The organism is Sorangium sp. So ce394 (genome assembly GCF_051474665.1).
Lineage (GTDB): Bacteria > Myxococcota_A > Polyangia > Polyangiales > Polyangiaceae > Sorangium > Sorangium cellulosum_D.
In genome coordinates this window covers 11,884,440-11,898,624 of the sequence record NZ_CP150339.1, presented here as the reverse complement: position 1 = coordinate 11,898,624, position 14,185 = coordinate 11,884,440, and the positions used below count along the sequence as shown (strand labels likewise).

At 69.1% G+C, this 14,185-nt stretch carries 19 protein-coding genes and 1 pseudogene; 17 read left to right on the top strand and 3 right to left on the bottom strand.

Annotated elements, in window-relative coordinates; genetic code table 11:
* Positions 1-1,358 precede the first annotated feature (1,358 nt).
* Positions 1,359-1,931 carry a hypothetical protein gene (locus tag WMF33_RS43995; protein ID WP_061627285.1) on the top strand — a complete coding sequence of 191 codons (573 nt, stop codon included), beginning with the start codon at positions 1,359-1,361 and terminating at the stop codon, positions 1,929-1,931.
* A 92-nt stretch (positions 1,932-2,023) separates the two neighbouring features.
* On the opposite strand, the gene WMF33_RS43990 is transcribed toward WMF33_RS43995, so the two are convergent.
* The 3 genes from WMF33_RS43990 to WMF33_RS43980 form a co-directional block, all read right to left on the bottom strand.
* The gene (locus WMF33_RS43990) at positions 2,024-3,448 is read right to left on the bottom strand and encodes a hypothetical protein (RefSeq protein ID WP_437334176.1); all 1,425 of its coding nucleotides are present in this window, start codon (positions 3,446-3,448) and stop codon (positions 2,024-2,026) included.
* Between the two features lie 229 nt (positions 3,449-3,677).
* Positions 3,678-4,571: an SUMF1/EgtB/PvdO family nonheme iron enzyme gene (locus WMF33_RS43985; protein ID WP_437334175.1), complete on the bottom strand. Its 894-nt coding sequence runs from the start codon at positions 4,569-4,571 to the stop codon at positions 3,678-3,680.
* A gap of 325 nt (positions 4,572-4,896) precedes the next feature.
* Complete coding sequence (locus tag WMF33_RS43980; protein ID WP_437334174.1) at positions 4,897-5,592, bottom strand: hypothetical protein; 696 nt, start codon at positions 5,590-5,592, stop codon at positions 4,897-4,899.
* Positions 5,593-6,280: 688 nt separating this feature from the next.
* Here WMF33_RS43980 and rplV point away from each other — a divergent pair.
* The 16 genes and pseudogenes from rplV (at position 6,281) to secY (ending at position 14,176) form a co-directional block, all read left to right on the top strand.
* Entirely contained in the window at positions 6,281-6,619 is a 339-nt protein-coding gene (rplV, locus tag WMF33_RS43975) for a 50S ribosomal protein L22 (RefSeq protein WP_012240567.1), read from the top strand.
* 17 nt (positions 6,620-6,636) lie between these two features.
* Entirely contained in the window at positions 6,637-7,329 is a 693-nt protein-coding gene (gene rpsC / locus WMF33_RS43970) for a 30S ribosomal protein S3 (RefSeq protein ID WP_020740980.1), read from the top strand.
* A gap of 12 nt (positions 7,330-7,341) precedes the next feature.
* On the top strand, positions 7,342-7,755 hold the full coding sequence (rplP, locus tag WMF33_RS43965) for a 50S ribosomal protein L16 (protein ID WP_020740979.1): 414 nt from the start codon (positions 7,342-7,344) through the stop codon (positions 7,753-7,755).
* Positions 7,756-7,763: 8 nt separating this feature from the next.
* Entirely contained in the window at positions 7,764-7,967 is a 204-nt protein-coding gene (rpmC, locus tag WMF33_RS43960; protein WP_012240564.1) for a 50S ribosomal protein L29, read from the top strand.
* A 56-nt stretch (positions 7,968-8,023) separates the two neighbouring features.
* A complete protein-coding gene (gene rpsQ / locus WMF33_RS43955) occupies positions 8,024-8,323 on the top strand; it encodes a 30S ribosomal protein S17 (RefSeq protein ID WP_061628603.1) in 300 nt (99 codons plus the stop codon).
* A gap of 4 nt (positions 8,324-8,327) precedes the next feature.
* Entirely contained in the window at positions 8,328-8,696 is a 369-nt protein-coding gene (rplN, locus tag WMF33_RS43950) for a 50S ribosomal protein L14 (RefSeq protein ID WP_437334173.1), read from the top strand.
* On the top strand, positions 8,696-9,013 hold the full coding sequence (rplX, locus tag WMF33_RS43945; RefSeq protein ID WP_437334172.1) for a 50S ribosomal protein L24: 318 nt from the start codon (positions 8,696-8,698) through the stop codon (positions 9,011-9,013). Before rplN ends, rplX begins: the two co-directional genes overlap by 1 nt.
* Positions 9,014-9,015: 2 nt before the next feature.
* Complete coding sequence (gene rplE / locus WMF33_RS43940) at positions 9,016-9,747, top strand: 50S ribosomal protein L5 (protein ID WP_437334171.1); 732 nt, start codon at positions 9,016-9,018, stop codon at positions 9,745-9,747.
* A gap of 10 nt (positions 9,748-9,757) precedes the next feature.
* Positions 9,758-9,943, top strand: a complete 186-nt coding sequence (locus tag WMF33_RS43935) for a type Z 30S ribosomal protein S14 (protein WP_080682593.1) — start codon at positions 9,758-9,760, stop codon at positions 9,941-9,943.
* Positions 9,944-9,947: 4 nt separating this feature from the next.
* Positions 9,948-10,343, top strand: a complete 396-nt coding sequence (rpsH, locus tag WMF33_RS43930) for a 30S ribosomal protein S8 (protein WP_061609602.1) — start codon at positions 9,948-9,950, stop codon at positions 10,341-10,343.
* A complete protein-coding gene (gene rplF / locus WMF33_RS43925) occupies positions 10,343-10,972 on the top strand; it encodes a 50S ribosomal protein L6 (RefSeq protein ID WP_437334170.1) in 630 nt (209 codons plus the stop codon). The genes rpsH and rplF overlap by 1 nt, the downstream gene beginning before the upstream one ends.
* A gap of 47 nt (positions 10,973-11,019) precedes the next feature.
* Positions 11,020-11,379 carry a 50S ribosomal protein L18 gene (gene rplR / locus WMF33_RS43920; protein WP_020740972.1) on the top strand — a complete coding sequence of 120 codons (360 nt, stop codon included), beginning with the start codon at positions 11,020-11,022 and terminating at the stop codon, positions 11,377-11,379.
* Positions 11,380-11,458: 79 nt separating this feature from the next.
* Positions 11,459-11,938, top strand: a pseudogene (gene rpsE, locus WMF33_RS43915) (30S ribosomal protein S5); the annotation flags it as partial.
* A gap of 119 nt (positions 11,939-12,057) precedes the next feature.
* A complete protein-coding gene (gene rpmD / locus WMF33_RS43910; RefSeq protein WP_437334169.1) occupies positions 12,058-12,261 on the top strand; it encodes a 50S ribosomal protein L30 in 204 nt (67 codons plus the stop codon).
* A gap of 50 nt (positions 12,262-12,311) precedes the next feature.
* On the top strand, positions 12,312-12,803 hold the full coding sequence (rplO, locus tag WMF33_RS43905; protein WP_061628596.1) for a 50S ribosomal protein L15: 492 nt from the start codon (positions 12,312-12,314) through the stop codon (positions 12,801-12,803).
* A gap of 44 nt (positions 12,804-12,847) precedes the next feature.
* Positions 12,848-14,176 (top strand): preprotein translocase subunit SecY, encoded by a 1,329-nt coding sequence (gene secY / locus WMF33_RS43900; protein ID WP_061628595.1) that lies wholly within the window; start codon positions 12,848-12,850, stop codon positions 14,174-14,176.
* Positions 14,177-14,185: the final 9 nt, after the last annotated feature.

Sequence of the window (14,185 nt, the reverse complement as noted above, 5' to 3'; positions counted from 1 at the left end):
GGGCCAGCGTCGACCTCGGCCCGCGCGGATTCCGGGTCCGCGTGGATATGGACAGGAAGGCGTTCGAAGAAGTAGAGGCGGAGCGGGCCGGGCCGCCGCCGCCGTTGCTCCTGCTTCTCTCATTGGAGTAGGCGCCAATGTCGTAGAGTCCATGCACCCGGAGCGCGAGCCGCGCGCCGCACTCGAGGGCGCCGGGCCGAAGGCTGAGCTCACTCGGGAGCGCTCGATCGGACAGACCGAGCGCGGCGATGAGCTCTCCTCGGCGCTCTTCTCTATAATGAGAGGTCCTGCTGGATACGCCGTGCGTCCGCGCGCCGATCCGGCGGGCACGACGGGCTCCAGCCGGCCGCCCCGCGTTGCCCGCGGCAGAGAGGTGCCGCGCGTGATGTCGAGATCGGCGCCGCGCCAAGAGAGCGCGTGCCCGGATGGCGGCGGCGCCGCCGGCGTGGGGTCATCACTCCGAAGAGCTCGGCGGGTTGGCTTTTGATCGAGGCGCGGCAGAGCGCGCGAGCCCGCGCAATCCCGCGGAGATGAGCGCATGTCGCGCAGCGCGCTCGCTCAGCGCAGCGGCTCGCGGCGAGCCTGCCGGCGACTCGCGCCGGGGCAGTGGGCTCAAGCAGGCGCGCGGGCATAGACGCCGGCGTCGCGCCGCGGGCGGACAGGGAGGCGGCGCGCTCGGCGAGACGCCGTGGCGCCGCGGACCCGGGGGTGAGGCGCCGCGGGCTCGGCCCTGATTCGTGCCCCTCCGGCGCTGATAGCGAAGCTCCCCCGCCGCGCCCCTCCCGCGGGGCGGCATCGTATCATCATGCGCCTGCATAGGTCAGTCGTGCGCCCAGGGCGTGCAATGTAGCCATGCGCTGGCCGCCTGTGTGTGGTCGCCAGGCGCTCGCACCCGGCGCGGGGCGCTTCAATGATTGGGGGGAGGCCCAGGCCGAGGCCGATGCGCCCCGCAGTTGTGCGCGAGCCCGCATTGCCGCCCGCGACGGGCCTGCTCGAGGGAGCGGGGTTGCTCGGTCCTCATACAGTGCTTACCTGACCTGCCTCGAGCACCCGAGACACGCAATGCCGCGGTGCAGCGTGGGGGGCCTGAGAGGGTTGTCGCGGCTCGGGCCGTCCTGCGCGGGGGAGGGGTCTCGGCTATCAATCGACGCGCGAAGGGGCGCTTCATCGCTTCGGCTCGTGTCGAGCAAAGCAGCCCAGCCGTTCGTGGCCGTCCAATGAGCTCTCCGATTGAGCCCGCCCGCAGCGCCTATTGAAAGAAAAGACGGGCGGCTATCCTCAATTCGCTTGACCAGGCAAGTGGCAACGGCATAGTCGTATCCAACCGCCGAGCTGGATTCGGCGACGAGGGAGAGCACATGGCGACCGATGCCTTTTCACAGCAGATTGTAAACCTCGTGCGGAAAATGCCGGACGAGGCGATCCTCGCGCTCGTCAAGAATCAGCTGGGCGCCGTGACAGGGGAAGCGCCGTTGGTTCCTGCGCCGGCGCCGCGCCGCAGCCGTACGCGCGCCCGCGCTGGAGCGGTCCAGTCCAAACCTTCTTCCGTCGCGGCCAAGCGTGGCGCCGCGCCGAAGCGCCGGCCCGGCCGCCCGCGCAAGTCGCCGGCCGCCTCGGCGGAGCGTCAGGAGACGCTCGACGCGGTCGAGCGTGTCGTCAAGGCGAGCTCTGGCGTCAGCGCGAGCGAGGTGGCGAAGCAGGCGGGTATCCCGCAGACGCGCGCCGCCGCAGCGCTGAAGGAGCTCAAGCTGGAGAAGCGGATTTTCCAGGGGGGTGACCGCCGCTTCGCCCGCTATGCAGGCGACGCGAAGACGGCCGAGCAGGCGAGCGCGAACGCGCGCAAGACCGCGGCGGGACCTGCGCCTGCTGCGAAGAAGCCGGCCGCCAAGGGGCGCAAGCGCGTCGCTCAGGCTGCCGCCCCAGCGAAGTAGGTCGAGCGACCACCGCGCACGCCAGGGTCAGATGGGATGGAGGCTTTGCTGACGCGCCGCGTTCAGAATGGCTGTCCCGTTCGAGACGGAGCTCAGGGCGGGCTCCAGGTGAGCCCGCTATCCTCAGAGGCCATGACGTACCAGCCGCGGCGCGATGTCCCGGTGACGTCGGCCTGGAGGAGCATCAAAAGTCGATTTCCGAAGGAGAGCAGCGCTCCGAGCTCGATACGGCCGCGCTCGCCCGAGTCTTCGCCGATTACCCTGGGGACGTCGTAGATCTTACCTGCTTCCGGCGATTGCGCGATATAGAGCCCCCATCGCGTCGCGGTGCGGGACGTCAGCACCGCGGCGACCCCTTGGCGTGTGGGCGCCAGGGCGATAGACCGCTCGTGCGGCTCCAACCAGGGGCGAAAGGGCGGTTTCTCGGCGAGCACGCAGGCGCCTTCGAGGGTGCAGGTCGCGAGCGTGCGCTCTCCGGTGGTGGGAGCGATAACCTCCACCATGATCCGGTCGGCCGCGCAGCCGACCGCGGCTTCGGGGGCGGCTTTCGCGGGGAGCTTCAGCACGGCTGTCTGCGTCGCGGAGACGGCGAGCACGGCCGCCTTGTCGGGCGGCTGCGGCACAACCTGGATCGACCATCCGGCGAAGTCGCACGCGGGCGGGGCAGACAGCGCGGCCGTCGCCGCCGGGCTCATCGCGAGTCCCTCGACGATCCGCGGTGCGTCGAGCGGCTTTCCCGGCTCCGGGACGGGCCGCGCGAGGAGGTTGCGCCCGCGCACCGACAGGAGCGCCGGCGGGCGGCCGTACGGCACCGGCAGCGCCTGTTCTTGCGCGGGGAGCTGGACCGGCGGCACCGGCGCGGCGCCGGGCGGCCCCCCATAGACGAGGGTCGCGCGCCGGGGTCTCGGCTCGACGAGCAGCGCGGCGCTCTCGGCCGACAGCACCGCAGCTATGGAGTTCGCGAGCGGCCGCGCTCCGCGGCCCAGCTCGGGCAGCGCGACCGACGAGGGCGCCGAGAGCTCGCTCGCCTCGAACGGAGCGAAGAAGAAGCTCGGCGGGTCCACGACGGGCGGCGCGCCTCGAGCTCCGCGCGCGTCCTTCGCGGGCGCCGGGCCGCGCGGGCCGGCGGTGAGCACGGTGGCGCCGTCGGCGCCGACCGACCAGGTGGACCACCCCTCGCGGAGGCGCCGCAGAGAGCGCCACGTCCTGCCGGCGGTCTCGGTCACGAGCGCGACCGCCTCGTTCTCGACCTCGCCTGTCACCACCGCGCGCTTGTCGTCGAGCACGAACACCCGTCGCCATCGGGTCGACGACGGGGCGAGCGCCGAGGCGATGCCTCGCGCCTGGCCAATGGCCGTGGTGAGCTCATCCTGCGACGCCGCGCCCGGCGGCGGGACGGTGATGGGCTCTGGCTTTTCCTTCTTCCGGCACCCGAGCGCCAGGAGGGCGGTCAGGGCGGCGAGGGCGGTGGCGACGGCGCGGCGCCGCGCCGCCGCGCTCACTCCGGAGTCGAACATCGGCATTCTCTTCGCTGGTGTCGCCTTGGATCGCTGCGCCGCATCGCCGGGCCCTCGCCGACTGGCATGCTCGGCCGCGCCGCGCCGGAGCGGTCGAGCCGGGGCTCGGGCCGCCGCGCCGCCGCGGGGCGCGCACGGGGTGCTCGCCTGGATGGCTCGCCGCATCGCCTCGAGCCCCGCGCCCGCCTCGCGGCCGCTCTGCCGCCGGCCGCACGCCGTGCGGCCAGCACTAGTCAGCCTGCTCCGGATCCATGCAGCACCGGAAGCCCGTCGAGTAGTCGTGGTAGCCGAAGGAGTGCGCGGTCGTCGCGTACTTGCACCCCTCGCCGTTGCGCGTCGTGTCCATGAAATAGCCGCCGCGGAAGGTGCCGCTCGGATCGTCGACCCACTCGTGGAGGTTGCCGACCATGTCGAACACGCCGTAGCCGTTGGTGCACCCCGCGCGCTCGCCCGTCGGGAGCAGCGCGTTGGACAGCTGGTTGATGAGCGGGTTGTTCATCGCGCTCGTCCAGTGCTCCTCGGACTTGATGCCGAGCAGCGCCGCGATCTCGGCGACCGGGTGCACCGGTCGCTCGTCGTCGTTGCACACGCCGTGCTGGCGGCTCGCGCCGTAGGGGAAGAGCGTCTCATCGGGCCCTCGGCACGCGCTCACCCACTCGTCCGATCTGCACAGGCGCTTGCCGGACGCCGCGCACGCCCGCTTGGCCTGCAGCCCGCTGATGTAGCCCTGAGGGATGACGCCCGGCCAGGACACGGCGCGGACGCGGCGCTCGTTGCCGTCGATCGGATCGAAGGGCGACCACGGGCGCTCGCCGCCGGGCGTCAGCTCGACCAGGGAACCCTCCCAGCGGTCGACGCACACGCGATCTTCGACGAGGGCCATCTCGGCCGGACAGCGCGCGCTGCTCGTCGACGAGGACGCCGCGGCGGCGCTGGTCTCGGGCTCCATCACGGACGCGATCGCGGCGCTGTCCTTGACGGTCGAGAGCGCGCTCTCCTTCGCCTTGAGGGGCCGGTCCACGACGATGGCGGCGGCGCCCTCGAACGACGCTCGCGCCACCACGCGCGGCGTGATCTGCTCGGCGGTCGTCGACCCCGGCGCGCAGCCGGCCGACGCGACCACAAGTCCGAGCAGGACACCGCCGCGGTATGCACGCGCCCGCGACGAACGCGGAAGGGAAGTCGCCAGACGCGGGCGGGAGAGGTCCTTGGCCACGGCGGAGCCGAGGATCCCTTCCCGCCATCTTTTTTGCAACCGAATAGCGCCCTCGGGGGACCCCCGAAGGCGCGTACGGGGGAGGGTGCGGGCGCCGCAGCGCTAGGGTGGGCGCAGGCTGGGAACGGGCCCAGAGGTCATCGGATGTGCGTTGAACGGTGGGGGAAAAGAACCGCGAGAGCAGAGAGGGCGCTGCGCGCGCCCTCGGTCCCGCCTTCGCGCGGGGACCTGTTCAGAAGCTCATGACGGTCTCGTAGCAGTCGCGGTAGGCCGCGCCGCAGGTGAGGTTCTCATCCGCCTCGTTGATGCACTCGACGAGCTCGTCCACGCCGGCGGCGCTGAAGGGGTTCAGATCGGCGGCGCACTGCCCCTCGTTGAACGACTCATCGCATTGGTCGGCGATCCCGTCGCAGGTCGTGAGCGCCTGGTTCGGGCAGGCGTTCTCGTACATCTCGGTGAGGCAATCCTGGGCGGGCTCGAGATCGCACGCGTACTGCACGCCGATGTCCGCCAGGCAGTCAACCAGATCCGCCGCGTGGCTCCGGGCGAACAGGAGGAAGGCGCGCTTGCAGAGCCTGTAGCCGATGGGCTCCTCGTTGCGGTCGTCGCCGCACTGGCTCGTCGCCCCCTGCGCCGGCGCGATGTTCAGCCGCTCACATGCGTCCGCCGTGACGCTGCTGTTCCCGGCCTCGATGCACGCCGCTGCGCCGCCCTCGCCGCCCTCGCCGCCTTCTCCTCCGTCGCCGCCCTGACCGCCTTCTCCTCCGTCGCCCCCCTGGCCGCCTTCGCCCCAGTCGCCGCCCTCGCCGCCCTCGCCTCCGCCGGCCGAGGAGCTGTGGGTGACGCCGGGGCCGGTCGTCTGCTCCGGGTCGTTGTCCGTGTCCGCCGAGGTCACGACGCAGCCGCCGACGACGGCGGGCAAGATCAAGGTAAGCGCGAAGAAAGAATGGCGATGACGAGCAAGCATGGTCACGTTGCCTCCTACAATGTCGGGGAAGAGTTCCGCTGCCAGGTACGTTCGACTCAGCCTGGGGCTCTCCTATTCCCCTCGCAATCCTGTTCTTCGCCCCGGTCGAGCCGCAGGACGTCGATGCGCCGCGGACGCACCGGGCGCTGCCCCGCTCAGTCCGCCCGGACAGCCTGTTTCAGAAGTGTTTCGTGTACGTCAAGAACAATTTTCGAGATCGTGAACGGCCGAGCGCCTCCCGGAGGCCGGCCCGCCGGCGAGGGCGGCGACCGGACGCGGGGGCGAGGCCCTCCCGACGCCCGTTCAGGAAAGGCTGAAAAACTGCTCAGGTCGCTCGGGCGCGGGAAACAAACTGAAAGGACGCGGAAGGATCGCGCTTGCGTACGGCGTCTCCCGCTGGTAATCACCGCGCTCCGTTTTCCCGGGCGATCGGGTGTCCTCCCGGTCTCCCAGTAGAAGAGCCGTAACGGCGCTTCGATCTCAGCTCAGCCCCTTCGGCCGCCGCGGGAACCCCCCCGGTGACGCGAAGGGGGTCCGCGTCGATGGACGCCGGGCTGAGACCGGAAGCGTACGACGGTGCAACCGGTTCGCAGCGAACCGAAACCCGGTACGGAGTCACTCCGCCCGCCGGTGTCGCGAGGTGTCTCGAATGGTAAGCAAAGCCAGTGCGATGTTTTCGCGGATCGCCCCGCGCAAGGCACGCATGATCGCCGATCTCGTCCGAGGTCGCGACGCGGACGAGGCGATCCAGCTGCTCTCGTTCACGCAGAAGAGCGGCGCCCCCGTCCTGCGGAAGATCATCGAGAGCGCGGTCGCGAACGCCCAGCAGGCGGGCGCGGACATCGACGCGCTCTTCATCAGCAAGGCCACCGTCGACAAGGGGCCGAACAAGTTCAACCGCCGCTGGCGGCCGCGTGCGATGGGTCGTGCGACCCGGATCACCAAGGGCGTGTCGCACATCGTCATCGAAGTCGACGAGAGAAAGTAAGTAGAGGACCTGCCGATATGGGACAGAAGACCCATCCGTATGGCTTCCGCGTCGGTGTCATCAAGACGTGGAGCAGCAAGTGGTACGAGGACGGCGCCGCGTATCAGAAGTGGCTCCACCAGGACATCCGCATCAAGCGCGCGATCAAGCAGTACCTCTACAACGCGAACATCGCCGGCGTGGAGATCGAGCGCGCCGCGAACCGCGCGAAGGTGATCGTCTTCACCGCCCGCCCCGGCATGGTGATCGGCAAGGGCGGCAAGGGGATCGAGACGCTGAAGAGCGGCAACGTCGGCACGGCTTCCAAGGGCGAGACCCTCTTCCCCGGCGTGTCCTCGTTCACCGACAACGAGGTGTTCATCGACGTGCAGGAGGTCCGGAAGGCCGAGACCAACGCGCAGCTCGTCGCCGAGAACATCGCGACGCAGCTCGAGCGCCGGATCGCGTTCCGCCGGGCGATGAAGAAGGCGGTCTCCACCGCGATGAAGTTCGGCGCGAAGGGCATCCGCGTCCGCTGCGCCGGCAGGCTCGGCGGCAGCGAGATGAGCCGCGTCGAGACCTACCGCGAGGGCCGGGTGCCGCTGCACACGCTGCGCGCCGACATCGAGTTCGGCCTCGCCGAGGCGAAGACGAAGGTCGGCATCATCGGCGTGAAGGTCTGGATGTTCAAGGGCGAGGTCCTGCAGCGTAAGGCGCGCCGGATCCAGTAGAGGGATTGCAGAATGCTGTCTCCGAAGCGAACCAAGTTCCGCAAGATGCAGAAGGGGAACAACCGCGGCCTCGCCATGACGGGCAGCGACGTCTCCTTCGGCGACTTTGCGCTCCAGTGCGTCGAGCCTGCCCGCGTCACCTCGCGGCAGATCGAGGCGGCTCGTATGGCGATCCAGCGGCACGTGAAGCGCGCGGGCAAGCTGTGGATCCGCATCTTCCCGGACCGCCCGGTGACGAAGAAGCCGCTCGAGGTCCGCATGGGTGGGGGCAAGGGCGCGCCCGAGGAGTGGTGCGCCGTCGTGAAGCCGGGCCGCGTGATGTACGAGATCAGCGGCGTGAGCGAGGAGATCGCGAAGGAGGCCTTCCGCCTCGCGTCGCACAAGCTCCCGATGCAGTGCAAGTTCCTCGTCCGCGGGCTGACGTGAGGGAAGCGATGAAGGCGAAGGATTTGCGTGAACGCACCACCGAGCACCTGCGCGAGCTCGAGAAGTCGCTGGCGGCGGGCCTGTTCGAGGCGCGGTTCAAGAATTTCACGAATCGGCTGAACGACACGGCGACGATCCGCAAGGCGAAGCGGGATCTCGCGCGGGTGAAGACGATCCTCACGCAGCGCGCGCGTGCCGAGGAGAAGGCGTAGCCATGGCGACGAAGAAGAAGGCAGAGAACCAGCAGCCGGTCGCTGCGGCGCCCGAGCTGGCAGCCGCCGCGCCTGCGCAGGCCGAGACCGAGGCGAAGGCGCACGGCTTCCGGCGCAAGCTGGTCGGCAAGGTGACCAGCGACAAGATGGACAAGACGGTCACCGTCGAGGTCATCCGGAACGCGCTCGACCCTGTGTACAAGAAGTACGTCCGTCAGCGGGAGCGCTACAAGGCGCACGACGAGACGAACCAGTACAAGGTGGGCGACCGCGTCGAGATCACGGAGCACAGGCCGATCTCCCGCGACAAGCGGTGGCTCGTGACCAAGCTCGTTGCCCGGCCGGTGGAGGAGTAGCGCCATGATCCAGGTGTCGACGCATCTCGAGGTCGCGGACAACTCCGGCGCCCGAATCGTGAAGTGCATCAAGGTGCTCGGCGGCTCGCGCCGCAAGTACGCCGCGCTCGGCGACATCATCGTCGTGTCGATCAAGGAGGCGCTGCCGGGGACCAAGGTGAAGAAGGGGGAGACGGCGCGCGCCGTCGTCGTCCGCACCGCCCGGGAGTACCTCCGCTCGGACGGCAGCTACATCAAGTTCGATGGGAACAGCGCGGTCCTCATCAACAAGGAGAAGGAGCCGATCGGCACCCGCATCTTCGGGCCGGTCGCTCGCGAGCTGCGCGCGAAGAAGTTCATGAAGATCATCTCGCTCGCGCCGGAGGTCCTCTGATGAAGCGCCTCAGGGTCGGTGACCTCGTGCAGGTCATCAGCGGCAAGGAGCAGGGGAAGCAGGGCCGCATCACCAAGATCCTCGCCGACGAGGAGCGCGTGGTGGTGGAGGGCCTGAACACGGTGACCCGCCACCAGCGGCCTACGCCGCGCAACCAAGAGGGCGGGAAGATCACCAAGGAGGCGCCGATTCACGCCTCCAAGGTCATGCCGGTCGATCCGGCGACGGGCAAGCCGACGCGCGTGAAGATCCGCGTCGGTGAGGACGGCAAGAAGACGCGCGTCGGCAAGAGCGGCAGCGCGATCGGTGTGGGCTAGCCATGGCGGACAAGAAGGACAAGGACAAGGCGGCCAAGGACGGCGGCAAGGGCAAGGACAAGGACAAGCCCAAGCCGCAGCAGGCCAAGCCGCAGGCGCCCGCCAAGAGCAAGGAAGCCAAGGGCGCGAAGGGGAAGGGCGCGGAGGCCGAGGCCGCCGAGCCGACCGAGGCGCGCCCGCGCGACCCGAACTACACCCCGCGGCTGCGCACGCACTACCAGAAGTCCGTGACCGCCGCGCTCTCGAAGCGGTTCGGCTACAAGAACCCGATGATGGTGCCCCGCCTGCAGAAGGTGGTGCTCAACATGGGGCTCGGCGCCGCGGTGCAGAACCCGAAGATCATCGACTCGGCGGTCGAGGACATGCGGGCGATCTCCGGCCAGAAGCCGGTGGTGACCCGGGCCCGGAAGTCGATCGCGACGTTCAAGCTGCGCGAGAACCTGCCCATCGGGGTGATGGTGACCCTGCGCGCCGAGCGGATGTGGGAGTTCGTGGATCGCCTGATCTCGTTCTCGCTGCCGCGCGTCCGCGACTTCAAGGGCGTCAGCCCGAAGGGGTTCGACGGCAAGGGCAACTTCACGATGGGCCTGCGCGAGCAGATCATCTTCCCCGAGATCGACTACGACAAGATCGACGTCGTGAAGGGGCTCAACATCTCGTTCGTGACCACGGCGAAGACGGACGAAGAAGGACGCGCGCTCCTCACCGAGCTTGGCATCCCGTTCCGGCATTGAGGGATTTTCGATGGCCCGTGCAAAAGAGTTTGCGAAGCTGAACCGTCCGCCGAAGTTTTCTACGCGGCACAAGAACCGTTGCAAGGTGTGCGGGCGCTCGCGCGCTTACTACCGCGACTTCGAGCTCTGCCGTGTCTGCCTTCGGTTGTTCGCGCTCCGTGGTGAGCTCCCTGGTGTGATCAAGGCCAGCTGGTGATTCTATGATGACCGATCCCATCGCCGACATGCTGACCCGCATTCGCAACGCGGCGCTCGCGCGGCACGACCGGACCGAGGTCCCCGCGAGCCGCATCAAAGCTGCGGTCGCGGAGATCCTCAAATCCGAGGGCTTCATCGCCGACGTGCGCGAGACCGAGGGCGAAGGTCCCAAGAAGCTGACGATCGTGCTCAAGTACGGGCGCGACCGCCAGAGCGCGATCGACGGCGTGCGCCGCGTCTCCCGCCCCGGGCGCCGCGTGTACGTGCGCCACGACAGGATCCCGCGCGTGTTCAGCGGGCTCGGGATCTCGATCCTGAGCACGTCCCGCGGGCTCATGAGCGACAGGGATGCGCGCCGCCTGAAGGTGGGCGGCGAGCTGCTCTGCGAGGTGTGGTGATGGAAGCTCAGGCGAACACAGCCCAGCCTGCGAAGGGCAACGCGAACGGTGACAGCCGGCTCGCGACCAAGACGTCGCGCGTCGGCAAGCGTCCGATCGATCTGCCGAAGGGGGTCACCGCGACCGTCAACGGCCGGAAGATCGACGTCAAGGGCCCGAAGGGGCAGCTCTCCCGCGCGATCACCGACAAGGTGGACATCAAGCTCGAGGGGGCCAGGCTGCACGTGAGCTCGGTGGCGCCGGGGCGCGACGGGTCGCGCCTCCAGGGGCTCACGCGGGCGCTCGTGGCCGCGATGGTGAAGGGCGTCGCCGAGGGGTACGAGCGGACGCTCGAGCTCAAGGGGACCGGCTACCGCGTCGAGCTCAAGGGCACGACGCTGAACTTCGCCCTCGGCTTCTCCCACCCCGTGACGTTCGCGGTGCCGACGGGCCTGACCGCGACGATCCCGGCGGACTCGAAGGGCACGGTCCTCGTCCTGACGGGCGCGGACAAGGAGCTCATCGGGCAGACGGCCGCGACGATCCGCGGCTTCAGGCCGCCGGAGCCGTACGGCGGCAAGGGCGTGCGGTACCGCGGCGAGCGCGTGCGAGAGAAGGCTGGCAAGGCCGGCAAGGGCGGCAAGAAGTAAAGGCGAGCAGCGGCGGCGACGCCGCTGCACCGAGGGACGAGACGGTCATGGGCATGAAAATCGTCGGTCGGGAGCGCCGGAAGCTCCGCATCCGCAAGAAGGTCGAGGGGACGCCGGAGCGCCCGCGCCTCAGCGTCTTCCGCAGCTCGAAGCACATCTACGCGCAGGTCATCGACGACGTGAGCGGCAAGACCCTCGCCCACGCTTCGACGCTGTCGAAGGATCTGAAGGGCGCGCTCGACGAGGACAACAAGGTCGAGGCGGCGAAGAAGGTCGGGGCGCTGATCGCGAAGATCTGCAAGGAGAAGCAGATCGACAAGGTGGTCTTCGACCGCAACGGCTATCTGTACCACGGGCGCGTCAGCGCCCTCGCCCAGGCGGCCCGCGAGGCAGGTCTCGATTTCTGACTCCCACAGCCGCTGCCCTGATGGTGAGGGCGGCGGGCGCGGTCAACTGCCGCGGCGGAGAACGTGATAGAGGACGGTTATGGCGTTCGATCATGTCGACGAAGAGAAGCTGAAAGAGCGAGTCATCCACATCAACCGCGTCGCCAAGGTCGTCAAGGGCGGCCGGCGTTTCAGCTTCTCGGCGCTGGTCGTGGTGGGCGACGAAGCGGGGCACGTGGGCGTCGGCCTGGGCAAGGCCAACGAGGTGCCGGAGGCCATCCGCAAGGGGAACGACCAGGCTCGCAAGAACCTGTTCCGCATCCCGCTCGACGGTGTGACCATCCCGCACGACTCGTTCGGTCACGTCGGGGCGGGCAAGGTCCTGCTGAAGCCGGCCAGCCCTGGGACGGGCGTCATCGCCGGCGGCGCGGTGCGCGCCGTCGTCGAGTCGGCGGGGATCCACGACGTGCTGTCGAAGTCGCTCGGCACGAGCAACCCGCACAACGTCGTGCACGCGACCGTCGCGGCGCTCCGCGGGCTCAAGAGCCCGGAGAGCGTCGCCGGGAAGCGGTCGATGCAGCTCGACTCGCTCGACTACCAGCGCCGCGGCGGCACGACCACCGCGGGCCGCCGGCGCGCGAGCGTGGCGCCCCCCGGGCCGGGCGGCGCGCAGGGCGGCGGCGGTGAAGGAGGCTCGCAGTGAAGCTCCGCGTACGTCAGAAGGTCAGCAACATCGGCCAGGTCGAGCACACCCGCAAGGTCATCAAGGGGCTCGGCCTGCGCGGGCCGGGGTCCGAGGTGGTCGTCGCGAACACGCCCTCGTTCCGTGGCATGGTGAAGAAGATCCTTCACCTGGTCGAGGTGGAGGAGGTCGCCGACGAGGCAGCCTCCCCGAGGTCCTGAGAAGCGAGATCGTCATCCCCGCGGAGTTGCCGCGTACGGAAGTGTGAAACATGGACATCCTCTCTAAGCTTCAAGCCCCTGAAGGCGCCGTAACCAAGAGGCTCCGCGTCGGCCGCGGCGTGGGGTCGGGCTTCGGCAAGACCTCTGGCCGCGGACAAAAAGGGCAGAAGGCGCGGGCGGGCGGCAACATCAACAAGAAGCACTTCCAGGGCGGGCAGACGCCGATCCAGCGCCGCCTCCCGAAGCGTGGCTTCCGGAATCCGCTCGCGGACATCGTCGCCAACGTCAACGTCGGCGCCCTCGAGGCGTTCGACGACGGCGCCCAGGTCGACGTGGCCGCGCTCCAGGCGAGCCGCCTCGTGCAGGGCCGGTTCGACGTCCTGAAGATCCTCGGCAGCGGCGAGCTCACGAAGAAGCTCACGGTGACCGCGCATCGCTTCTCCAAGGGAGCGATCGAGAAGATCGAGAAGGCGGGGGGCAAGGCGGTCGTGCTCGCGTCGCCCGCCTCCCAGGACAACTCGACGGACTCCTCGTCCTCGTAGCCAGCGCGCACGCGCCCCCACCAAGCCGGAGTCCAGGATCGCCTATGGCCAGCCTCGCGGGAATCACCAACTTCCACAAGATCCCCGAGCTCCGGCGACGCGTGATCTTCACCCTGGTGATGCTCGCGGTCTACCGGGTCGGCGTGTTCGTGACGACCCCGGGCGTCGACCGGAACGCGATGCGGCAGTACGTCGCGAAGCAGTCCGGGGGGCTCATCGGCTTCTTCAACATGTTCTCCGGCGGAGCGCTGGAGAACCTGTCGATCTTCGCCCTCGGGATCATGCCGTACATCTCGGCATCGATCATCATGCAGCTCATGGGCATGGTGTACAAGCCCATCGACGAGCTGCGAAAAGAGGGCGAGCAGGGGCGCCGCCGGCTCGATCAGTACACGCGGTACGGCACGGTCGCGCTCTCGCTGTTCCAGGCATTCTCGATCGCGAAGATGCTGGAGGGCCTGTCGAGCAGCGAGACGGGGGCCGGCATCGTGAACCACCCCGGCATCGGCTTCCAGCTGATGACGGTCATCACGCTGACGACCGGGACCGCGTTCCTGATGTGGATCGGCGAGCAGATCACCGAGCGCGGGGTCTCGAACGGCGTCTCGCTCCTGATCTTCGCGAGCATCATCACGAGCATCCCCGGGCAGATCGGCAACTACTTCGCCCAGAACGCCGGCGATCTCCAGCCGCTGACGATGGCCGCGATCGCCGCGTTCATCGTGTTCGTCATCGGGGTCATCGCGTTCTTCGAGAACGGCAGGCGCCAGATCCCGATCGTGTACTCGCGGCGCCAGGTCGGCCGCCGCGTGTACGGCGGGCAGACGGCGCACCTGCCGCTCAAGGTGAACACCGCCGGCACCATCCCCCCCATCTTCGCGTCGTCGCTGCTGATGTTCCCGCAGACGCTCGCGAACATGAACGTGCCCGGGGCCGACGCGCTCCAGGCGATCATCAACCGGGGGGACTGGGTCTTCAACACCGGCTACGCGCTGCTCATCATCTTCTTCTGCTTCTTCTACACGAACGTCACGTTCCAGCCGGTCGACGTCGCCGAGAACCTGAAGAAGCAGCAGGCAAACATCCCCGGGATCCGGCCAGGCAAGCAGACGGCGGACTACATCCACCGGGTGATCCAGCGGATCACCGTGGGCGGCGCGCTCTACGTCGCCGCGGTGTGCGTGGTCCCCTCGATCGTCGGCAACCTGCTGCGTGTCCCCTTCGGCTTCGGTGGGACGTCGCTCATGATCGTCGTGGGCGTCGCGCTCGACACGGTGAACCAGCTGGAGGCGCACCTGATCACGCGGAGCTACGAGGGGCTGACGGGCCCCGGTGCCACCCGCATCCGCGGCCGCAGGCTGCCGGAAGCGTGATGGAGGGCA